The sequence below is a fragment of the Cryobacterium glaciale genome, from assembly GCF_004402535.1.
In the GTDB taxonomy this organism is placed as follows: domain Bacteria; phylum Actinomycetota; class Actinomycetes; order Actinomycetales; family Microbacteriaceae; genus Cryobacterium; species Cryobacterium glaciale.
In genome coordinates this window covers 1-20,046 of record NZ_SOEY01000018.1, presented here as the reverse complement: position 1 = coordinate 20,046, position 20,046 = coordinate 1, and the positions used below count along the sequence as shown (strand labels likewise).

Sequence of the window (20,046 nt, the reverse complement as noted above, 5' to 3'; positions counted from 1 at the left end):
TGCAGTCGAAGGCGCAGCGAGTGTGTAAGCGACGCGTCATCCCGCCGCAACGAATCACCGACCGGCTTTAGTCAGCCCATCAGGCCCTGCTGCACGATTGACCGCAGTCTCTGGCGTCATAGTCTTACACCGTCTAAAATGTAAGCCATGAAGGCCATCGTCACCCTGAGCAGCAAGGGACAGCTAACTCTTCCCGCAGCGGTGCGCAAAGCCCTACGACTTGAGCGCGGTGATCGACTGGAAATCTCGATCGACGAAGCTAACAACACGATAAACATCGCGCCGATCGCCGGCATCGAAGCGCTCAGCGCGCGCATCTCCAGTTACGTGACTATCATCGAGCCCATCACCGACGTCGACGCCTACTATCAGGAACATCGAGACGACGAGCGCGCAGATTGAGCGCCTCCCTGGACGCAAATGTCGTTCTCCGATTGCTGCTCAATGATGTGCCCGAACAGCATGACGCCGCTGTGGCTCTGCTGCAGGCGGGTGGCACCTTTGTCGTCTCAGATATCGCACTCGTCGAGACGGCGTTCGTGCTGGGGCGCGCGTATGGACTCACTCGCGAGCAGCAGCGCGAGGCCATTCAGGGTCTCATTTATCTGCCCCAGATCATCGCCAAAGCCTCGCTGTTCGATCGAGCATTGACGCTATACGTCCAGAATGCCAAATTGTCATTCGAAGATTGCTACCTCGTGACGTCGGCAGACATGACGTCGAATCAACCGCTGTACACATTCGATCGCAAACTAGCCAGCCAAAGGGATGCTCGTCTGCTGACGGCGGGCTAGCAACCCGCGATATAGAAACGTCCAGCCCGGGAACCTCGACAACCGCGGCAACTCGGGTACGTTCATCCCATGAGTCGACGCATGCAAGACAAGAATTACCGCGCAGACCAGTGGCAACATCGCTGCGATCCGCACATCAAGCCGATTAACGACTACGTCGACGCGATCCGCACGCCCGACCTCTGGGTTCCCTACGTCGCACCCATCCACGGCGGCATCAACGCTCGCGTGCTCTCCGTGCTGCGCGATCCGGGCCCGGCAACGCAGAGAGAGACCGGTAGCGGATTCATCAGCATCGAGAACGACGACCCCACCGCCGAACGGCAATGCGATCGCTTCGAGTCCGTCGGCCTGAGTGCGTATGACATCTTGCCGTGGAACGCCTACCCCTGGTACATCAACCGTGCCCCGAAAGCCGCCGAGCTGGAGGACGGCGTCGACACCGTACTCGAAATGCTCCGCCTGGCCCCAGCGATCCAGGTCGTGCTGCTGCAAGGTGGGGACGCCCGCAGATCCTGGCGCCGGGTGCTTCGGCGCTCGCCGAATATTGCCAAAGATCTCACCGTCATCCCGACCTACCATCCAGGACTCCAGGCACTCTGGCACAAGGACCCGGCCGAGCGCATCCGGCGCGTAAACCATCAAGCGGACGCCTACCAGCAGCTCGCCGCGGTTCTCGCGTAGCAGAATAAGAAGGCCAGAGGAGTGTGTGCTCGCCGTGCAGAAGTCATTCAGAGACTGAGCTACCAGCGGTTCCCGCTAAATTGGCACTAAACCATCGGGGGACGCATGGCAACGCAGGCACCGGGCATGAGCGACCAGATCGCGGCCCAATCGGTCATCGAAGAGCTGCTCCGCCTGCAGCAAGCCGTGCCGCCACGCTCTGGCTTCGCCCGATTTTGGGGATACTCCCCGCTGGGCGCCGACAGCGTCGCCTGGTATCGCGGCGCCCAGGGCGAGATCGAGGTCGGCAGGATTCTCAGCCGTCTCCCGCCCGAGTGGCGAGTCTTCCACGCCCTCCCCATCGGCAAAGCCGGCGCCGACATAGACCACCTGGTACTTGGCCCCGGCGGAATCTTCACCATCAACACCAAGCACCACCGCGGCAAGAAAATCTGGATCGCCGAACGGACGATTATGGTCGACGGCCACAAACAGCCCTACCTGCGCAACTCCAAATTCGAGGCAACTCGCGTCACCAAAATGCTTCGAGAGCGGATGCCGCAGCTCCCGCCAGCGCAGGCGGTGATCGCGCTGGTCGGCCCCGGGCAGATCACGATCAAAAAGAAGCCCGACGAAGTGCGAGTCATGGATGCAAACGACTTACGGCGCTGGCTTCTGAAACGGCCAGTCTCTCTCATCGAAGCCGATCTGGTCGACCTCGCGGCGATAGTCGACGCGCCAGCGACCTGGACTGCGCTCACATCGGGACCGACTCCGAGTCTGATGGCGAAATTCGCTGTGATCGACGGCGAGTTTCGAACCGCGCGCGTGAGGCGCACCGTCTGGAAGCTGCTCCGCATCGTTTCTTTGACGGCAATTTTGGTTATAGCAGGGCCATCCTTCATCACCGCGGTGTTTCAGGATTTCCTGGCCCCACATTAAATGCTGGCCACATATATTCGTTTCCCGCAGGCGGCAGCATCGACTTATCGTTGATAGCTAGCTGACAGCCAGTTTCTCCGACGCCGAATAGGTCGCTGGAGTCCACAACTCACGGTGATATCTGACGTTTTCAGTGGTTACGACATGATTCTTTCGAAATGAGAGATTTGAGATCACCGTCATTTTCTGTGTCTCTACTGCCTCCAAATTATCGGAAAGCACGAGCCCTCCGAAATCGAATTGAGTGTGGTGATTGGGGCAGAGACACAGGATGTTTTCTAAAGCGTCGTGACCAACATGTGGTCGCCCCAGGGGACGTACGTGAGCACCTTCGGCGTAAACATTGCCATCAAACGTGACCACTTGTGTATCGCAAATTTGGCAGCGAAAGTCGTACAATTTTTTCACGTCCCGCGCAAGTGCCGAGTCGCGTATTCGGCGTGAAACGATGGTCGTCGAAAATTCTGGATCCGGGACGTTTGCGCTTTGCGGCTCCAACCTGGGCTGCTCATCAATGCGCTCGAGCCTAAAACGAACGACCTCGTAACCATCCCGACCAGATTTGAGCCACCATTGCGTCACCAGATACAGACCGGAGTATAGATATCCGGCCGGTGGGGCGAAAGGTGATGCCTTGTGTTTGCCACGTATGACACGCACGGGCAGTGCATTTACATAGCTGGTGATTAGTCCAGCATTCCCCGGAGCATCGATGGATTGGTCTTTGACCTGTCGATTACTATTCGGGTCCTTGCCGCCGTGACCCGTGTAAATGATGTAGTCGCCGTGGTCGTCGTCATCGGCGTAGCCACCAGAAACAACGACAGAATCGGCGCCGTCTGATTTCGTACCGCTAATTCCCGCTTGTAAGGGCCGGTGAACGAACGCGTCATGCAATTCACGGCGGTCGACGAATAGCTGACCGACCTTTGCCCCGTCCGGTGTTCCAAAGAATTTGCCCATTTGTCCCCCTTGCACCAGGCTATCGATTTTTTACCGTGAGCGGTGCGCTTTGTATTGGACCCCGTTCGGGAGGAGAAAAGGGTTTCTATCTTGAGTTTCTTGCCTGCAGCCCATCCGAGGGCCGCGCCCGGACACGGACTGTCTCTATAGTTCGAAGTACGTGTCAAAGCTGGTGCTTGGCTGGATCTGCTTGTGTGACGGCAGCCAATCAGCCGCGGCAAGATGAAGCAACCGGGGGTTGACCATTATTTCTTCCATTATCGTGTCGCAATTTGCAGGGGTCGCGGCCGTGATGCTGTGGGCTGGCATCCTGCCGTTTGTTGCCTCATGGCTGCTCGATGGCGTCGTGCAGGTAATTCGACACAACGGTCTGAAACTCTTCTGGATGGCGCTGGGCTTCACAGTTGTCGTGGCCGGGGCCGGGTACTTCGTGCGGCAATACGGGCTGGGCGCCTCAGACGTTTCAGCGGAGTCGATCTCGGTCATGAATTCTTTAGCCAAGACGTTCCTCATGTTCACAATTCCGATATCACTGATTGCCTTTATCATGCGCACGATCAAACTACTGCGCAAATCCCGATGATCAAACACGCCCTCCCAACCTGGCAGCCCTCCGCTTGGGCCAAAACTCTCACCGGCTCCGGTGACTGGCAACTTGCCCTCCACGACGACATCGTCACGGTCACCATTGACGGTGCTGCCATTGCGACCGCGGTCGAGGATGTCGCGACAGTGGCTGTCACCGGTGGCCTGTTCTGGAGTCAAATTGAGCTGCAGGTGGGGGAGCGGGTGAGCCGGCTCCGCGGGATCCGCTCGAAAGAGGCTGCTGCCTTTGAGCACGCTTTCACCACGTCACGGCAGTCATTGCAGCTTCGGCAGCTCACTACGGAGTTCGATACGGCAGCCCGCCAGGCCACGCTCTGGCTGAATAGCTTCACTACCGCGCTCACCGAACACAGGCAAACAAAGGGTTGGATCACTACCGAATTCGACACAGATTGGGCGGCCCGCAAGGCTGCCGTGGGCTTCAGCCACCTGCTCGACAACAAGACTCTGCACTACCATATTGCGGCCCAGACCGGCAACGTCGCGGACACGATTGCGCACTGGTCGGAAGACGTGCAGGATGTAACTGCCCGTGAGAACCTGAATCACCTCGAGCGGGAAACGGATGAGTGCCGCGAATTCTTCGACAACGTGGAATCCTCGCCGTTGACCCCAGAGCAGACCCGCGCCGTGATCTGTTTTGACAACCGTATGCTCGTCGTGGCATCCGCCGGCTCTGGCAAGACCTCCACTATGGTGGCCAAGGCCGGCTACGCGCTGCACCGCAACCTCATTTCGGCCGACAAAATACTCATGCTCGCCTTCAACTCGGCGGCAGCCAAACAATTGCAGCAGCGCACCCGCGACCGCCTCACCCCGCTCGGACTTGACGCAGACAAGGTCGTCGCCCGCACATTTCACGCATTCGGCCTCGAAGTCATCGGCCAGGCCACCGGAAAGAAGCCGTCGCTAGCGCCCTGGCTCGAGGGCGGTAAGGACATCGAACAACTTGGCCTGATCGTGGACCGGCTGCGTGCCACCGACGTCATGTTCCGCTCCGAGTGGGACTTCTTTCGCGCTGTGCTGGCCCGTGACTACCCTGATGACGACGGAGAGAAGGCCGGTGCGAGCGAGGGGTTTCAGACTTTGCAAGGCGTTCCTGTCCGGAGCCCCGCTGAGCGAATAATCGCGGATTGGCTCTTCTTCAACGGGGTCGATTACATCTACGAGACGCGCTACGAGATTGAGACCGCCGACGCCGAGCACGGGCACTACCGGCCGGACTTCTACTATCCAGATATCAATGCCTACCACGAGCATTGGGCGATCGATGCAGATGGCTCGTCGCCGTTCGAGGGGTATTTGGACGACGTCGCGTGGAAGCGCAAGCTGCATCGCACCAACGGAACCACACTGCTCGAGACCACGAGGGGCGAGCTCTATGGTGGCACGGCACTTACCGCGCTCGCAAAGCAACTGACGAAACGGGGCATCTCCCTTCAGCCCGACCCCGATCGGCTCGCCGTCGGCCAGAAACCGGTCGAGAATGCCCTCCTGTTGGGTACGTTCCGCACGTTCCTCATCCACGCGAAGAGCAATTGCCTCACAGACGAACAGCTGACCGCTCGTCTCGCAGAACTAGCCCACGGCCCGGTGCGCTATCGCGACGCATCGTTTCTGAGACTTTTTGCGGCTATCCGCCGCGAATGGGACGGGAAGCTGGCAGCGGACGACTGCATCGACTTCGAGGACATGCTCACGCTCTCGGCACAGCACCTCGAGAACGGAGACTGGGACAGCCCGTACGACCTCGTGATGGTCGACGAATTCCAGGACGCCAGCTATGCCCGCGCCCGCCTGGCTCGGGCGCTTGTGGCCACACCGGGACGCTTCCTGTTCGCGGTTGGCGACGACTGGCAAAGCATCAACCGCTTCGCTGGTGCCGATGTGTCGGTCATGACCGACTTTGAGACCTGGTTCGGCCCGAGCGAGACCATGCGCCTCGAGCGCACCTTTCGTTTTCCGCAATCCATAGCGGATGTCTCCAGCGCATTCGTCATGCAAAACCCCGTGCAGATCGCCAAGAGCGTTGTCTCGTCGACCGCAGAGTATGCGCCACCTGTGGAAATCATGACGGTCGAAGCCGATACTGTCGTGGCAGCAGCCATCCGTCATCGTTTGACGACCCTGCACGCCCGCGTTGCGAGTGGCGCGGTTCCCAGCGCTTTAGGCCGCAAATTATCGGTGCTTGTGCTCGGTCGGTATCGCCACCAGAGTAGCTATTTGGATGGCTGCAAACATCTCGCGGATCTGCTCGACATCTCGTTCACGACCATTCACGCCTCCAAGGGTGGAGAGGCTGACTACATCGTGATGCCCGGCCTGGTCTCAGGCAAATGGGGGTTCCCGAGCACCATCCCCAACGACCCGGTCTTGCGTCTCGCGATGCCGGCCGCCGAAGAATTTCCGAAGGCCGAAGAACGTCGCCTGTTCTATGTGGCGCTGACCCGCGCGCGGCGCAGCGTACTCCTGGTGACGATCGACAAGCGCGAATCACGCTTCGTCATGGAACTCGTTCGCGACCAGAGTGTGCTGCGCACAAACGCCATCGGCGAGGAGCTGCACTCGATCGTCTGCCCGCGGTGCGGCCGCGGATTTATGCTCGAACGCACCAGCAAGCGCGGCCCGTTCCTCGGCTGCCGCCGCTACCCGCGCTGCAAGGCGACGCTGTCCATCGACGGGAGCCCGTCGGTGCCGGTCGTTAAGCCGGTGGTCGGGTACCGCAAACCGTTCACGCCGTACCGCCGCAACCGCTGATGGAGACAAAGTTGCGTTGGTCGTATGGCGATCTCGGCAGGCTCGATCAGCGGGATGGTGTGGCCGCGCAGGCCGGGTTTGTGTGAGGGGACTCAATAGCTCGTCGCGACAGACTTTGATTACGCAGGTGAAACACCAGCTTCGCTTTGATCTTTCGCACCATTACCGGCACTCCTTTCACCACGAGGCCATCATCGAGTCGACAGAGCCTTTCTGGTGGGGCTTAACCACACCGATAGTGGTGCTGAAGAGCGCGCATCAGAAACCAAACAGCGGCGTTCACCCGCACCACCGGTGAAGCTCACAGAAGCCACTATTCAAAGTACCGTAGGCGTAGTGAACTTCAAGTCAGCGACATTCAGCGCCGGTAACCTTTGCCCATTTCTCATTCACGAACCGCCACTACCTGCGTCAGTGGGAACAGCGATTCGCGACTCCTGCGCGAGCGTCAACCATTTCAAGGGAGGAACCCCATTTCAAGTCACGACAATTTCGACAGCTATTTGCAAACTCTCGCGCCTGATACAGTCGTTGACCTCCAACTCACCGATGGCCGCACGCTGCGCGTGACTCGCGGGGACGCTGGGTACACGGTTTCCGCCTACAGCCGCTCTAGCGCTCCGATGGCGATTCCGTGGGAAATGGTGACCGAAACAAGCATCATCCGCCCCAATTCGGCTGGACGTGGTGAATCTGCCGTCATGGCTTCCTCTCTCCAAAAGATCCTTACCGCCCTCCCTAGCCGTGACGAGATCCCGCCGACTACTTTTGGCGAACTGAGCGGCTTCATCCTTCGCTACGGAGAGACGGTGCGGCAGCTCGTGCGCGAACGTGACGACGCTCGATACGCCGCAAAACGGCTGTCACGCGAGCTTGACGAGGCGCGAATGGAGGCTCGCTGCGCCATGCAAGCTCGGAAGGAACAGGACGTTGCAGAATGGGTCGATCCACTTGGCCGGGAAATTGGCAACGACATTTACAAGCGTGACAGATCTCACGAGAGGTTTGTGGTGAGGGGTATTAGGCAGCGACAGGACGGAACGGCCGAGTACCATGTGAGAAGTCTCTTCTACGCGGACGCTGATGGCTCCGACGATTTCTGGGCTCCGTCGGACATATTCGAGACTTAGATGCGACCATTGGTGCCGCTTCGCCGGTTGCTGAGCGGAAATTGCTGACCGCTGGGGCGATCGATGTCGTTGTGGTGAACGTCCTGGGCGGATGGGATTGACGAATCGTACAAATTTGACTTTGTCTGACCGAGGAACTTGATAGGCGACGCTGTCCATCGACGGGAGCCCGTCGGTGCCGGTCGTTAAGCCGGTGGTCGGGTACCGCAAACCGTACAGGCCGTACCGCCGTAACCGCTGATGACCCCTCGTCCGAGGTCCGCGCCCACGTCTGTCCCTCGCTACAGTCAAGAAACCACCACCCTCAGCTCAGAAGCAACATGCCCGGTTTCGCCGTCATCGACTTTGAGACCACCGGACTCTTTGCGGGCGGCAGTCACCGGGTCATCGAGGTGGCCGTCGCGCATGTCAGCGCTGACGGACAGATCGAAGGGCAGTGGGAGACGCTCATCAACCCCGGGCGGGACCTCGGGCGTCAGGATATCCACCGCGTGCGCGCCGCCGATGTCATGAACGCGCCCAGCTTCGTCGAGATTGCCCCCCAGCTCGTGGCGCTGCTCGACGGCCGCGTCATCGTGGCCCACAACGCCGCCTTCGATACCCGCTTTTTGCTCGCCGAACTCGCCCGCGCCGGCTACCCGATTTTCGAACCGGTGATCAGCCTGTGCACCATGCAGCTCGCCCGTGACTTTCTACCGGGCACCGGTCGGTCGCTCGCCGACTGCTGCGCCGCCTACGACATCGATCTCACCGGCGCCCACCGAGCCTCGGTCGATACCTACGCCACCGCCCAACTGCTCAGCCACTACATCTCCGGTGCCGCCGATCCGATCCTGTGGGCCGACGCCCTCGACCTTGCCGCCGCATACCGGTGGCCGACCCTGTCGTTGTCGGAGCGCCCGTGGTTCCCGCGGCCGGATTTCGCAACGGAACAGACGGCATCCGCTTTTCTGGAACGCATCAGTGTGCGGCTGCCCGAGATCACCGGGCCGGCTGAACACCAGGACTACCTCGCCCTGCTTGACCGCTGCCTGCTCGACCGGCAGCTCTCCACCCACGAAGCGCAGGCGCTCGTGCAGCTGGCCGAGGAGCTCGGCCTCAGCCGGCACCGCTGCGAGCTGTTGCACGGGGAGTATTTCGCTGCGCTCGCCCGCATCGCCTGGGGCGACGGCGTGCTCACAACGGATGAGATGGCCGACCTCGTCGACGTCGCCAACCTGCTCGACATCTCGGCGGATGCCCTCGACGCCGCCCTGGACGAGCCGGAAGAAGCCATCGTCGCGGTGGCGAGCGCACACTTCGAACTGCACCTCGGCGACCTCGTGGTGCTGACCGGCGACATGACCCGGCCGCGCAGTGACTGGGAATCGGAGCTACTCGCCCGCGGCTTCGCCCCGAAAAGTGCGGTGACCAAGAAAGTCACGCTGCTCGTGGCTGCCGATCCGGACTCCCTCTCGGGCAAGGCGCGCAAGGCCCGCGATTATGGCATCCCGATCGTGGGGGAGGCTGCTCTCGCCCGGCTGGCGGGTGCGTTTCCGCTCCGCTGATCGCTCTGAGTGGCACTTTAGAGTCAGCAAGTACTGCGCAGGATTACTCACAAATAACGCTGCAGGCGCCGTACGCTCTTGCTATACCTAGACACGGCTCTGTGGGCTCCACAAAACGAATGGACCAGGAGGACAGGAACGAAGATGACCGGAATGCACAACCCGCCTCACCCGGGTCTGCTCTTTGAGGACTATCTCGGGGAGGTCAGTCTGTCTGAGGCCGCACGGCGCCTCGGAGTGACTCGGGCGACGCTTTCCCGCATTCGCCATGGCCATTCCGGTGTGACCGCGGACATGGCCGTGCGGCTGGGCCTGCTTCTGGGGACGAGCGCGGAACTCTGGCTGGGAATGCAGACTGCCTACGACCTGTGGAACGAAAAGCAGAAGCCACGGCCGGAGGTTCTCCCGCTCGCGGGATAGCGCGCCAGCATCCGCATGGCTGGAAGCGGTCGGATCAATGAAAGGTCACGAGGCTTTATTCGATAATCAGTGATTACTATCTCGGCTCTCCGGGCAAGATAGAGGTCATGGCCCACCGTCAACCAACGCCTTCCGATGCTGACCCCGCAGCCGCCCGGGTGGATAAGACCTGCGCGTCGTGCGGGCGACGCATCGAGGGGCGCGCAAAGTGGGCCAAGAATTGGGATTCGGTAAAGTACTGCTCGGCAGCGTGCCGCTCCCACGGCGTCAATGCAACAGACCTGAAGCTCGAAGCGACCATCGTGACGCTGCTCCAGGCCCGGGCACACGATTCCACGATCTGCCCGTCCGACGCGGCGCGAGCCATCGGCGGAGAGGAATGGCGCGACCTGATGGAGCCGGCCCGCCGAGCCGCACGCCGCATGGTCGCCCGCGGCGAATTGCAGATTACCCAAGGCGGAGTCGTGGTCGACCCGTCGACCGCCAAGGGCGCGATTCGGTTGCGAACTCCGCGCTAGCGCACTGAAGAAGGTCTTGTGAAGCGGCGCGCGGTCGACCGTGGCCAAATAACCTGTTGGTATGACGACACCGCGAAACCAAGACTTCAAGTCTGACAACCTGACCGACTTCGCCGAATTCAAGGCACGGCTCGGCGCGATATCTGTCGCGGGAGCGCCCTCAGTGGGCGCTGCCATGCGAGACCTCTCAACCGGGACATTCCCCGAAGCGCCGCTGAAGCCGCTTCCGCTGAAGAAGCCGCCGGCCACTCCGGTACAGTTCCGTCTGCGCGTTGACCTCGAGGATTCGCATCCGCCGATCTGGCGGCGGGTCATCGTGCCGTCAAATATGACTCTCGACGTGCTGCACGCCGTCCTGCAGACATCCTTCGGCTGGACCGACAGCCACCTGCACCGCTTCGCGCTGACCGGCGACCGCTACGCTCGTCAGACGCAGGAGATCCTTACCCCCTACGACATTGCGGAGGGTGAGGAGGGCATGTTGGAGATCGAGTTGCGGCTCGACCAGCTCGTGGCAAAGAAGGGCGATTCGCTGCTCTACACCTACGACTTCGGCGACGATTGGGACCACACGATCAAACTTGAAGAGGTGCTGCCGGCGACAGATGCCGCAGTGCGCTGCATCGACGGCCGCCGCCAAGGCCCCGCTGAAGACGTGGGTGGGATCCATGGCTGGGAGCACCTTCTGGCGGTGGCCGCGGGCACCGTGGCTCCTGACTACCCGGAGGAACGGGAGATCGCCTTCGAGATGGGCCTGCACGCGTTCGTCGACGAGATCGATCTCGCCGAGATCAACCGGGGCCTGGAGCGGCTGGCAGGGTCGCGAACCGCGCTCATTTCGTTACGTCAACAGTCGAATGCCGGCGAAGAGCCATCCCCACTCGTCGTTCTCCTCGCGGGCCTTAGTGAACAGGCGCAGCGGCATCTCGCGGGCTATCTTGCGGCGGCGAAAGTGGAGGAGCCGGTTGAGGTTGGGGAGCCCGAGGCGGCGGCAGCCACCGCGGTGATCCGTGCCTTCCTCGAACATGTGGGCGCAGGCATCCGTTTGACCAGCGCGGGATATCTTCCGCCCGTGCACGTCAAGGCGCTGATGCGAGAGCTTGACATAGACAAGCGCTGGCAGGGCGAGGCGAACCGGGAAGCGCAAACGTACCCGCTGCTCATTCTGCGTGAAACACTCACGCAATTTGGCCTGATACGCAAGTATCGGGGCGAGCTGCGCCTGACCAAGCGTGGTGCCCAATTGCGCGAGACACCCGTTGAACTCTGGCACCACGTCGCGGCACGGCTTCCAGTGGAACGCACCGATTACGGCCACGACTGCGCGCTGCTCCTGCTGCTGCTGGTCGCCGCCGGTGACGCCGGGGAATGGGAGCGCACACGCCAGTCGCTCGACCTGCTCACCTCCATGGTGGGGTGGAGTTTCGGTGGGCGCGGTCGATATGGAAACGAGTCAGCTCTGAACGACGCCTCGGACACCCGAAGAGTGCTCGGCTGGGCGGGAACGGGCGGCCTGCTGCCGCCGCGGGGTCTGTCGTCGCATGGGCTCGACACGGATGCCTCCCGTCGGCTAGCACGCGCCGCGCTGATCACCTGGGCGTGAGCCCTGCAATCGTAGATGCCCGGGTTCTGGATATCTGTATCGACAGGCCTGCATGCGCCCGCGGCGATAACCCAGCAGATCTGGACTTAGTCCAGTGGACTAAGTACGCTGGCTGCATGACCGAGATCGTGAACATCCACGACGCAAAGACCCAATTATCGCGACTGCTTCAGCGCGTCGAGGGTGGGGAGCGGGTAGTCATCGCCCGGGCTGGCAAGCCGATTGCCGACTTAGTGCCTCATCAAGGCGGTAACGGGCTGCAATTCGGGGCGCTCGAGGGCCAGATCTGGGTGGCCACAGACGCATTCTCGTGGCCGAACGACGAGATCGATGCCATGTTTTACGGTGATCACGCACCCCTGCACACTGATGATCCTTCTTGACACCAACGCGTTGCTCTGGGTGCTCGGCGATCCGAAACAGTTCGGCGCGAATTCCCTCCGTCTGTTGGCCGAGAGCGACGAGGTCTACTCGTCTCCAGTTTCGCTCTTCGAGATCTCGATCAAGACCATGCTGGGCAAGCTCTCCGTTCCGCCGGACTTCGCCGCTGTTGCTCGCGCCAATGGGATCCAACAATTACCGTTGAACCACCGCCACGCTGAGGCTGTGGGAGTCTTCCCTGAACTCGCCCGACATGACCCGTTCGACCGTCTGATTCTCGCGCAGGCATACGTGGAGGGTATGACCCTGCTCACCGCAGACCGGGTCTTGATCTCGTTAGGCCGACCATTCGTGCGCGACGCCCGGTCGTAACCAATCAGTGTGACCAGAACAGGAGCGATCGACATGACAGTGACCTGCGACATGATGGTCTCGGAAGACGGCTACGCGGCCGGCGTGAATCAGAGTCTGGAGCATCCGCTCGGAGAAGGCGGCGAACGTCTGGCCCGCTGGCGCTTCGAGCGGCCCGACGAGAACGCCGCCGAGATCGCCGCCATCGCGACCGCGGGCGCCTACATCATGGGGCGCAATATGTTCGGTCCTGGCCGCGGCGAGTGGGACGACGAATGGACGGGCTGGTGGGGCGACGACCCGCCGTACCACGCGCCGGTGTTCGTGCTGACGCACTACCCGCGAGCTCTGCTGACCATGAAAGGCGGGACATCCTTCACGTTCGTCACCGCTGGCATCGAATCGGCACTGGAGCAGGCTCGCTCCGCTGCGGGGGAGCGAGAGGTGGCGATCGCGGGCGGGGTCGCCACTGCGCGGCAATACCTGTCAACCGGGCTGATCGACGAACTGCGGCTGCACATCGCGACGGCGTTGCTGCGCGCCGGCGAGCCGTTGCTGGCGGGGCTAGACGACCTCAAGCTTGAGAAGCTCAGCTCGGTGGGGCGGGAACTGGTCACACACGTCACGTACCGCAGGGCTCTCCCCGTCTGAGATTCGACAGGTGGTCTCGCCAGGTCTCGAGATGCCGGCGAAAGGCATGCCGGCTCCTCGACCGGCGAATCGCGTACGTCAGCCTCGGCCGGCGCCGTTAGTCCAGTTGCAGGGCGAGACGGAGGGCATCGTCAATGCTGTTGAGTTCCTCGCGGCTGACATGACCTATCAGCACGCCGAGACGTTCGGGCGCGACAGGGGATGTCTGCTCCACGAGCACCTGCGTTCGTTCGCCCGCGATCGAAATTGTCGGGCGAAAGCTTCTGGGTTGCGCAGAACGAGAGGTCGGGGCCACCAAGACGGTCGACAGCATCAGATCGTCGGACTGCAGGATGACCGCGAAACGCTCGCCCGACTGCTCGTGGCCACGCGTGCCGTGAGGTGCGCGCAGCCGGTGGATGTCACCACGCACGCAGGTCGTCCATATCGCGGAGCGCGGCACGGCTTTCTGCGAGGTCGGCTGCGTCATTCAGAAGGGCAGTGGACTCGCGCCGCATGAAATTACGCCGCTTCTGGCGTGCCGCATCGAGTAAAGCCTTACGAATCGCGGCGGAGACGGTTGAGCCCTCGGCTGTGAGCTCGTCGAGTGCCTGTTGGGTGACTTCGTCGGTGCGGAAGTTGACTATCGCCATGATGCCAGCGTAATACGAAGCGTAAGACTTTTCTATGGGAAAGTTCGACCCAGGCCTGCCTGTGGTGCCGGCGCCGGCGGCATCCGCTTTTCTGCAAAGCATTGGCGTGCGACCGATGAACGTTAGGGCGTGTCGACTATCTGCTTGCCGAGCGGCATGAGCGCGACCGGGATCAGCTTGAAATTAGCGATGCCGAACGGGATGCCGATGATGGTGATGCAGAGCGCGATGCCAGAGAGCAGGTGCTCGAGGGCGATCCACCAGCCGGCCAGAATCACCCAGACGACGTTGCCGAGTAGGGACGCGACGCCCGCGTTCGGGGTGTCGACCACGGTTTTACCGAACGGCCAGAGCGCGTAGACGCCGATGCGTGCCGCCGCGATTCCCCAGGGAATTGTGACGATGAGCACGCACATGATGAGGGCTGCCACCATGTAGCCGATGAACAGCCAGAACCCGGAGAGCACGAGCCAGATGATGTTGAGGAGAGTCTTCATGGTGGTTCTATTCTCGCAGGTGGCGTCTAACCGATCAGGGTGAGCATCAGCCGCGACTCCTCGAGCGCCTCGACCTCGTGTTCGAGGCTGGCATCGAGCCGCAGCAGGGCGCCGGGCACCAGGTCGGTGACCTGCCCGCCGGCGGTGACGCGGAGGCTCCCGTCGAGGGCTTGCATGAGCAGGATCTTGGGCGCTGAGTGCTTCTTGAGCGTGAATCCGGCCTCAAAGGTGAGCACGACCACGCGCACGCCGGGGGAGGCGAGAACCGTGCTGTGCCCGAGTCGGCCGGGTTCAACCGCGGCGTCGGCCCGAACGTTCGCGATGTGGGTGAGGGGCAGCGTTGTGTGTTCCATGATTCAACGCTAGACCCGTGGCCGCCTCTCTCTCGATCGATGGTGATTGCTAAAATCGGCGCTGGCTGGGAGCGAACCCTGAGCATCCGTTTGGGTGTGTCGTTCGCAGGCATCGCTGGGTATCGTTGAGATATCGCTGTATATCGTTCGCAGTTCCTAGAGGAGGCAATCATGGGCAATACATTCCCAACAGGCGGGTTCAACGCTGGCAACATCGACGGCATCTGGCAGGCCATGGAACAGTTCCGCTCGCGGTTCGAAAAGCAGACCGGCACCCGCGCCGGCCGCGGCGAGGTACGCACGGCAGTGCTGGCGCTGCTCGCGGAACAGTCGATGCACGGCTACCAGATCATTCACGAAATCGAAGAGCGCAGCGGCGGTAGCTGGAAGCCCAGCGCCGGATCGGTCTACCCGACCCTACAGTTGCTGGCCGACGAAGGCCTGATCAGCGCCGAAGAGAGCAACGGGCGCAAGATCTACTCCCTGACCGACGAGGGTCGCGCCGCTGTCGCTGACGCCGACACCAGCGCGCCCTGGGAAGCCACCCCGTCGCCTTCTGGCCATGCGGCACTGCCGAAGGCCGGTATCGAGCTCGCCCAGGCAGCGGCACAGGTTGGCCGCACCGGCTCGCCCGAGCAGGTGAAGCAAGCCGTCACGGTGCTCGACGACGCCCGTCGCAAGCTCTACTCGATCCTCGCCCAGGACTGACGGGTGCCACTGGCTCGACGAGGTAGCTACGACTCGAATTCGGGCGCGGGAAACATGCGCGCCCGCTACCGCCGCATACTGCGTTTTGCCAGCTGGTATCTCGCCATAACGTGGTGGTTCGAGTTGTTCCTGCCTCGCATCGGGCTGGTCAAAATCGCCGAGCGCACCCGCTCCAAGCGGATGCAACGCTTCGCCAAGGGTTTTCACGTGCTCGCGGCCGACCTCGGCGGTCTCATGATCAAGGTCGGGCAGTTCATGTCATCGCGCCTCGACGTGCTGCCGCCCGAGATCACCAAAGAACTCGAGGGGCTGCAAGACGAAGTCGCGCCGGTATCGTTCGCGGCCATTCGCGCTGCCATCGAGACCGAGCTGGGCATGCCGCTCGAGCGGGCCTTCACGTCGGTCGACGAGACGCCCGTGGCGGCGGCATCGCTCGGGCAGGCGCACCGAGCCCGACTAACCGCACTCGATGCCGCTGACACGGGACTCGACGAGGTCATCATCAAGGTGCAGCGACCCGGAATCGACGAGATCATCGACGTCGACCTCGCCGCCCTGCGCAAGGTGGGCGGGTGGCTCAGCCACGTTCGGCTGGTGTACAACCGCGTCGACATGCCAGCGCTGGTCGAGGAATTCGCCCAGACCAGCCTCGAAGAGATCGACTACCTGCACGAGGCAGCCAGTTCCGAGCGCTTTGCGGCGGCCTTCCCCGACGACGACCGGGTGAGCGTGCCCGGTGTCGTCTGGGAGCGTACTACCCGCCGGGTGCTCACCCTCGAAGACGTGACGGCGATCAAGATCACCGACGTCGAGGCCCTGCGTGCTGCCGGGATCGACCCGGCTGAGGTGGCCCCGGTCTTCGCCGAGGTCATGTTCGACCAGATGTTCACGATGGGCTTTTTTCACGCCGACCCGCACCCCGGAAACATCTTCGTCACCTCCGACGCAGAGAGCGAGCGTGGCTGGAAGCTGACGTTCATCGACTTCGGCATGATGGGTGAGGTTCCCACCAGTACACGCACCGGACTGCGCAAAATGCTGATCGCCGCCGCCTCACGGGACGGGCGCGGACTGGTCAACGCTATGAACGACGTCGGCGTGCTCCTTCCCTCGGCCGAGACGACGGAACTCGAACGCGCGATGACGACCCTGTTCGCCCGGTTCGGCGGAATGGGCTTCGCCGAGTTGCGCGAGGTCGACCCGCGCGAGTTCCGCGACTTCGCGGTGCAATTCGGCGACGTCGTGCGCTCACTGCCGTTTCAGCTGCCCGAGAACTTTCTGCTCATCATTCGGGCGATGTCACTCACCTCCGGGGTATCCAGTGCGCTGAACCCCGCGTTCAACCTGTGGGACTCCGTCGAGCCCTACGCCGCGCAACTGCTGCGCGACGAGAGCGGCAACCTGGTGCAGGACATCATTAAGCAGGCGATGGAGACGGTCGGTCTCGCCGTTCGTCTGCCGAAGCGACTGGATGAGTTCATCACCCGAGTCGAAGACGGCTCGGTGGGCGTCGCCAGCCCGGGCCTGGAGAAGCGGGTCGCGCGCCTCGAACGCTCCACCCGGCAGGCGGTTTCGGCCGTGTTGTTCGGCGCACTGCTCATCGCCGGTGTACTTCTGCGAGCGGATGACGCGGTGCTGGGCACCGTAATCATGGTCGCGTCGGTCGCCCCCCTGTTGCACGCCCTGTTCGCCGGTCGCCGTTAGGTCGGAGCTGCGTTAGGTCGGAGCTGCGTTAGTTCAGAGTCGGCGGTCGCGACGGTCTGCGACGCGGAGGCGACCCGGCCGACGGGCGGGACGGCATCCGCTTGTGAGGTCTATGGGCGCAGTCCTGGGCCCGTATTGCGCCCGCTGGACTGCTAATTTTGGCAGCCGACTCCGTCGTTGTCGCCGTCGAGGTGGTCTCCGTACCCAGGGTCGCCTCTGTACACCGGGGCGGCGCCCGCCGCTCGTGCCGCAGTGCAGTTTTCGTAAGAGGCGCTTGCCGGAGCGGGCTCAACCGGTGCCGGTTCTACGACGACAGGAACCGGCGCGACGACCACCGGAGCGGGGGCCACGACCACTGGCTCCGGCGCAAAAGCGGATGCCGTAGCCCGCTCGTCGGGGCAGGCCGTGAGAATGCGGGTCATCGCGTCGTGCTCGGCCTGGGTCACCCACAATCCGTAGGTTGCCTTGACCGAAATCTGGCGTGCCACATAGGCGCACCGGTACGACTTCACCGGCGGTAACCAGGTGGCCGTGTCGCCGTCACCCTTGCTGGAGTTCGTGCGCCCATCCACGGCCAGAAGGTTGAGTGGATCGTTCGCCAGCGACACCCGCTGGGCCTGGCTGAGTTGCTGGGCGCCGGTCTGCCACGCATTCGACAGAGCCACCACGTGGTCGATCTGGACCAGCGACGATGTCGCGTTTCCACGCACGAAATTGATGGTTTTTCCCGTGTACGGCCCGAGTAACGTGCCGGTCAAAACCCGACAGCTGCCCGATTTCACCGAGCCGGTGAGGTCTCGCGCCAGAATGTCGTTGCGCGTGTCGCAGCCGTTCTGGTCGACGTCGAGCCAGGCGGTGCCGAATTCCCCGCTGCGGTCGTACCCGGTCTTGGGCGCGCGTCCCTTCACAGCCAGGGTCGCCAGCAGCGCGACGGCCGTGGTGTCGGTCGCTGCGGTATCGGCCAGAACGATGCTCGCCCCTTCGGATGCCGGCCTCGTGGTGGCCGGATCCGCCGGCGCTTCGTCGGTGAAGGCCACGGGAGTGGGCGTCGGGCTCGGCGTCGGGGTCGGGGTCAGTGTCGGTGTTGCGGCGGTCGCGGTCGGGTGGGCAGTCGAGCTCGCCAGATTGGTGTCGATGGATGCCGCCGCCAGCGACGATCCGGCGATGACCGCCACGAGAGCCCCGGCCAGAACGACTCCGGCAACCTTGCGCGTGGGGATGACAGCCCAGGATTGGCGGCCGGTGGCCAGCACGTAGATGGCGGTAAAGGCGCCGATCGAGCCAATCATCATGAACAGGCCGGAAAAACCGCCGGTCGATGCGGCCACGAGCAACAGCACTTGTGACACTCCGAGCACGATCCAGGTGAGCGTGGAGAATTTGGGTCCGCGAAGGCGGGGTGTTGTGGACATGATGCTCCTTCGGCCGCATAGCCACGACGTGTCCAACTTATCGTTGGGCCAGGGTCTGCGCACTCCACCTTCGGGGCTCGATGGCTGTCTGGCGGCGAACCGGCCGGGCCTGCGGCGTCCGCTTGTGGCGGGGTGTACCTCTGAGTCGGTCGGAAGGCGCTTAGCGATAAGAAGAAACTTCTGAACTTACGTCATCATATTATTGAGATTCTCTCGCCTTTATTGGCGATTTGCGTTAGGATTGTGGGTGAAGGAGGCACCGTCGCCATGACCCTCACCGCCCCGCCCGCCGCACCCGGCCCTGTGCCGGAACCCGAGGGATCCCTGGTGGCGGCGGTCGCTCAGGCCGGGTCGATTCTGGCTGCGGCGTTCGACGGTGTGAAGTTTGGGTACCTCGACGATGCCGAGGCCATCGCGGTCCTGGCCGCCCTCGAAGGTCTCGGTCGCAAGGTTGATGGTGTCAGACTACGTTCGACCACCGACATCGGGGTGCGTGCTGAGACCGACCTCGGCAGCGGGTCGCTGGCCTACCGAAACGGATGCCGCAACCGGGTCGAATTCATCAGCCAACTCGCCGGCATCTCCGGCCGCGAAGCTAAACGCCGCCTCAAACTCGGTGAAACCACGGTCGAACGCACCCCGATGGGCCTTCCCGTGCCCGCCCGGTATCCGGTCATCGCCGACGGGCTGGGCAGCGGCGAGCTGGGTATCGAGTCGGCGGAGATCATCGCCACTACTCTCACCGCGCTGCACGGCACGGTCATGCAGGACGACCTCGACCACGTCGAACGTGCTCTGGTCGCCTCTGCCACCGGCGCGATCACCCCGGAGACCGCGGGGCTGCCCGGGGCGGGCATCCGCTTCGCCCCCGACCTGCTCCGCGCCCAAGCCCTGGAGTGGCAGGGGCGGCTCGACCCCGACGGCACCGCCCCGGGCGACGACGCGACCGAAGCGAAGAGCACCCTCACCTTCGGCCTGCTGCGCAACGGGCTCTACCCGCTGCGCGCCGACGTCACCCCGGAACTACGCGGCATCATGGACACCCTGTTCGACACCCACCTGTCGGCACGGTCTCGCACGCCACGGTTTGAACCCACCGAACCCGCTGAACCCACTGACGGCAGCGGCGTGGACGGCGCTGACACCGCGTTGGATGGCCTCGATCCGGCAGAAGACGGCACCGAGCGCTTCAGTGCCGACCCCTTCACCGGTGACACCCGCTACGACGGCGACCGCCGCACCGCCGGGGAGAAACGCGCCGACATCCTCCGCGCCGTGTTCGAATCGGCCGCCCGCGACCCGAAGACCCCGACCATGGGCGGCGCCGCCCCCACCGTCATGATCCACATCAACGCCACCGACCTCGACAACGAACGCGGCGTCGGCTGGATCGACGGCATCGAAGCCCCCATCA

23 protein-coding genes are annotated in these 20,046 nt (G+C 62.8%); 17 read left to right on the top strand and 6 right to left on the bottom strand.

What is annotated here, in order from left to right; translation table 11 throughout:
- The first annotated feature begins 147 nt into the window (after positions 1 to 147).
- From E3O06_RS08225 to E3O06_RS08210, 4 genes are all read left to right on the top strand, one after another.
- A complete protein-coding gene (locus E3O06_RS08225; RefSeq protein WP_134502615.1) occupies positions 148 to 402 on the top strand; it encodes an AbrB/MazE/SpoVT family DNA-binding domain-containing protein in 255 nt (84 codons plus the stop codon).
- Complete coding sequence (locus E3O06_RS08220) at positions 399 to 794, top strand: PIN domain-containing protein (RefSeq protein WP_134502612.1); 396 nt, start codon at positions 399 to 401, stop codon at positions 792 to 794. The genes E3O06_RS08225 and E3O06_RS08220 overlap by 4 nt, the downstream gene beginning before the upstream one ends.
- Positions 795 to 875: 81 nt before the next feature.
- Positions 876 to 1,478: a uracil-DNA glycosylase gene (locus E3O06_RS08215; protein ID WP_166788146.1), complete on the top strand. Its 603-nt coding sequence runs from the start codon at positions 876 to 878 to the stop codon at positions 1,476 to 1,478.
- A 126-nt stretch (positions 1,479 to 1,604) separates the two neighbouring features.
- Positions 1,605 to 2,399 (top strand): nuclease-related domain-containing protein, encoded by a 795-nt coding sequence (locus tag E3O06_RS08210; RefSeq protein WP_166788145.1) that lies wholly within the window; start codon positions 1,605 to 1,607, stop codon positions 2,397 to 2,399.
- A 57-nt stretch (positions 2,400 to 2,456) separates the two neighbouring features.
- On the opposite strand, the gene E3O06_RS08205 is transcribed toward E3O06_RS08210, so the two are convergent.
- Positions 2,457 to 3,362 (bottom strand): YDG/SRA domain-containing protein, encoded by a 906-nt coding sequence (locus E3O06_RS08205; RefSeq protein WP_134502606.1) that lies wholly within the window; start codon positions 3,360 to 3,362, stop codon positions 2,457 to 2,459.
- A 238-nt stretch (positions 3,363 to 3,600) separates the two neighbouring features.
- Here E3O06_RS08205 and E3O06_RS17515 point away from each other — a divergent pair, with 238 nt between their 5' ends.
- The 10 genes from E3O06_RS17515 to E3O06_RS08160 all read left to right on the top strand — a co-directional run bounded on the left by E3O06_RS17515 (position 3,601) and on the right by E3O06_RS08160 (position 13,326).
- The gene (locus tag E3O06_RS17515; RefSeq protein ID WP_166788144.1) at positions 3,601 to 3,945 is read left to right on the top strand and encodes a hypothetical protein; all 345 of its coding nucleotides are present in this window, start codon (positions 3,601 to 3,603) and stop codon (positions 3,943 to 3,945) included.
- Entirely contained in the window at positions 3,942 to 6,725 is a 2,784-nt protein-coding gene (locus E3O06_RS08200) for a UvrD-helicase domain-containing protein (protein WP_166788143.1), read from the top strand. The genes E3O06_RS17515 and E3O06_RS08200 overlap by 4 nt, the downstream gene beginning before the upstream one ends.
- A 701-nt stretch (positions 6,726 to 7,426) precedes the next feature.
- Positions 7,427 to 7,855, top strand: coding sequence for a hypothetical protein (locus E3O06_RS08195; protein WP_134502602.1), 429 nt, complete (start codon positions 7,427 to 7,429; stop codon positions 7,853 to 7,855).
- Between the two features lie 320 nt (positions 7,856 to 8,175).
- Positions 8,176 to 9,402, top strand: coding sequence for an exonuclease domain-containing protein (locus E3O06_RS08190; protein WP_134502601.1), 1,227 nt, complete (start codon positions 8,176 to 8,178; stop codon positions 9,400 to 9,402).
- A 144-nt stretch (positions 9,403 to 9,546) separates the two neighbouring features.
- Positions 9,547 to 9,822 (top strand): HigA family addiction module antitoxin, encoded by a 276-nt coding sequence (locus E3O06_RS08185; protein WP_134502599.1) that lies wholly within the window; start codon positions 9,547 to 9,549, stop codon positions 9,820 to 9,822.
- Positions 9,823 to 9,929: 107 nt separating this feature from the next.
- Positions 9,930 to 10,340, top strand: a complete 411-nt coding sequence (locus E3O06_RS08180; RefSeq protein WP_134502598.1) for a DUF2256 and DUF3253 domain-containing protein — start codon at positions 9,930 to 9,932, stop codon at positions 10,338 to 10,340.
- Between the two features lie 61 nt (positions 10,341 to 10,401).
- A complete protein-coding gene (locus E3O06_RS08175) occupies positions 10,402 to 11,943 on the top strand; it encodes a plasmid pRiA4b ORF-3 family protein (RefSeq protein WP_134502596.1) in 1,542 nt (513 codons plus the stop codon).
- Between the two features lie 116 nt (positions 11,944 to 12,059).
- Positions 12,060 to 12,326, top strand: coding sequence for a type II toxin-antitoxin system Phd/YefM family antitoxin (locus tag E3O06_RS08170; RefSeq protein ID WP_134502595.1), 267 nt, complete (start codon positions 12,060 to 12,062; stop codon positions 12,324 to 12,326).
- Positions 12,313 to 12,696, top strand: coding sequence for a type II toxin-antitoxin system VapC family toxin (locus tag E3O06_RS08165; RefSeq protein ID WP_166788142.1), 384 nt, complete (start codon positions 12,313 to 12,315; stop codon positions 12,694 to 12,696). Before E3O06_RS08170 ends, E3O06_RS08165 begins: the two co-directional genes overlap by 14 nt.
- A 33-nt stretch (positions 12,697 to 12,729) precedes the next feature.
- Positions 12,730 to 13,326 (top strand): dihydrofolate reductase family protein, encoded by a 597-nt coding sequence (locus E3O06_RS08160; protein ID WP_134502592.1) that lies wholly within the window; start codon positions 12,730 to 12,732, stop codon positions 13,324 to 13,326.
- Positions 13,327 to 13,423: 97 nt separating this feature from the next.
- Here the strand turns inward: E3O06_RS08160 and E3O06_RS08155 are convergent, their stop codons facing one another.
- The 4 genes from E3O06_RS08155 to E3O06_RS08140 all read right to left on the bottom strand — a co-directional run bounded on the left by E3O06_RS08155 (position 13,424) and on the right by E3O06_RS08140 (position 14,808).
- Positions 13,424 to 13,738, bottom strand: coding sequence for a type II toxin-antitoxin system PemK/MazF family toxin (locus E3O06_RS08155; protein ID WP_134502590.1), 315 nt, complete (start codon positions 13,736 to 13,738; stop codon positions 13,424 to 13,426).
- Complete coding sequence (locus E3O06_RS08150; protein WP_134502588.1) at positions 13,728 to 13,958, bottom strand: hypothetical protein; 231 nt, start codon at positions 13,956 to 13,958, stop codon at positions 13,728 to 13,730. Before E3O06_RS08150 ends, E3O06_RS08155 begins: the two co-directional genes overlap by 11 nt.
- 122 nt (positions 13,959 to 14,080) lie before the next feature.
- A complete protein-coding gene (locus E3O06_RS08145; RefSeq protein ID WP_134502586.1) occupies positions 14,081 to 14,455 on the bottom strand; it encodes a YccF domain-containing protein in 375 nt (124 codons plus the stop codon).
- A 26-nt stretch (positions 14,456 to 14,481) separates the two neighbouring features.
- Positions 14,482 to 14,808, bottom strand: coding sequence for a cupin domain-containing protein (locus E3O06_RS08140; protein ID WP_134502584.1), 327 nt, complete (start codon positions 14,806 to 14,808; stop codon positions 14,482 to 14,484).
- Between the two features lie 171 nt (positions 14,809 to 14,979).
- Between E3O06_RS08140 and E3O06_RS08135 the strand changes: the two genes are divergently transcribed.
- Together E3O06_RS08135 and E3O06_RS08130 are read left to right on the top strand one after the other, a co-directional pair.
- On the top strand, positions 14,980 to 15,516 hold the full coding sequence (locus tag E3O06_RS08135) for a PadR family transcriptional regulator (protein WP_134502582.1): 537 nt from the start codon (positions 14,980 to 14,982) through the stop codon (positions 15,514 to 15,516).
- Between the two features lie 54 nt (positions 15,517 to 15,570).
- Entirely contained in the window at positions 15,571 to 17,220 is a 1,650-nt protein-coding gene (locus E3O06_RS08130) for an ABC1 kinase family protein (protein WP_134503002.1), read from the top strand.
- A gap of 152 nt (positions 17,221 to 17,372) precedes the next feature.
- Here E3O06_RS08130 and E3O06_RS08125 read toward each other — a convergent pair whose 3' ends face one another.
- Positions 17,373 to 18,632, bottom strand: coding sequence for a GmrSD restriction endonuclease domain-containing protein (locus E3O06_RS08125; RefSeq protein ID WP_134502580.1), 1,260 nt, complete (start codon positions 18,630 to 18,632; stop codon positions 17,373 to 17,375).
- A 267-nt stretch (positions 18,633 to 18,899) separates the two neighbouring features.
- Between E3O06_RS08125 and E3O06_RS08120 the strand changes: the two genes are divergently transcribed.
- Positions 18,900 to 20,046 (top strand): DUF222 domain-containing protein (locus E3O06_RS08120; protein ID WP_134502578.1); only part of this gene is annotated, 1,147 nt, incomplete at its 3' end.

Coding starts and splice junctions, on each gene's coding strand:
- E3O06_RS08175 (WP_134502596.1), top strand. CDS start 10,402: ATGACGACACCGCGAAACCAAGACTTCAAGTCTGACAACCTGACCGAC.
- E3O06_RS08150 (WP_134502588.1), bottom strand. CDS start 13,958: ATGGCGATAGTCAACTTCCGCACCGACGAAGTCACCCAACAGGCACTC.
- E3O06_RS08170 (WP_134502595.1), top strand. CDS start 12,060: ATGACCGAGATCGTGAACATCCACGACGCAAAGACCCAATTATCGCGA.
- E3O06_RS08190 (WP_134502601.1), top strand. CDS start 8,176: ATGCCCGGTTTCGCCGTCATCGACTTTGAGACCACCGGACTCTTTGCG.
- E3O06_RS08145 (WP_134502586.1), bottom strand. CDS start 14,455: ATGAAGACTCTCCTCAACATCATCTGGCTCGTGCTCTCCGGGTTCTGG.
- E3O06_RS08135 (WP_134502582.1), top strand. CDS start 14,980: ATGGGCAATACATTCCCAACAGGCGGGTTCAACGCTGGCAACATCGAC.
- E3O06_RS08130 (WP_134503002.1), top strand. CDS start 15,571: ATGCGCGCCCGCTACCGCCGCATACTGCGTTTTGCCAGCTGGTATCTC.
- E3O06_RS08210 (WP_166788145.1), top strand. CDS start 1,605: ATGAGCGACCAGATCGCGGCCCAATCGGTCATCGAAGAGCTGCTCCGC.
- E3O06_RS08125 (WP_134502580.1), bottom strand. CDS start 18,632: ATGTCCACAACACCCCGCCTTCGCGGACCCAAATTCTCCACGCTCACC.
- E3O06_RS08225 (WP_134502615.1), top strand. CDS start 148: ATGAAGGCCATCGTCACCCTGAGCAGCAAGGGACAGCTAACTCTTCCC.
- E3O06_RS08195 (WP_134502602.1), top strand. CDS start 7,427: ATGGCTTCCTCTCTCCAAAAGATCCTTACCGCCCTCCCTAGCCGTGAC.
- E3O06_RS08215 (WP_166788146.1), top strand. CDS start 876: ATGCAAGACAAGAATTACCGCGCAGACCAGTGGCAACATCGCTGCGAT.
- E3O06_RS08140 (WP_134502584.1), bottom strand. CDS start 14,808: ATGGAACACACAACGCTGCCCCTCACCCACATCGCGAACGTTCGGGCC.
- E3O06_RS08160 (WP_134502592.1), top strand. CDS start 12,730: ATGACAGTGACCTGCGACATGATGGTCTCGGAAGACGGCTACGCGGCC.
- E3O06_RS08180 (WP_134502598.1), top strand. CDS start 9,930: ATGGCCCACCGTCAACCAACGCCTTCCGATGCTGACCCCGCAGCCGCC.
- E3O06_RS08205 (WP_134502606.1), bottom strand. CDS start 3,362: ATGGGCAAATTCTTTGGAACACCGGACGGGGCAAAGGTCGGTCAGCTA.
- E3O06_RS08185 (WP_134502599.1), top strand. CDS start 9,547: ATGACCGGAATGCACAACCCGCCTCACCCGGGTCTGCTCTTTGAGGAC.
- E3O06_RS08165 (WP_166788142.1), top strand. CDS start 12,313: ATGATCCTTCTTGACACCAACGCGTTGCTCTGGGTGCTCGGCGATCCG.
- E3O06_RS08200 (WP_166788143.1), top strand. CDS start 3,942: ATGATCAAACACGCCCTCCCAACCTGGCAGCCCTCCGCTTGGGCCAAA.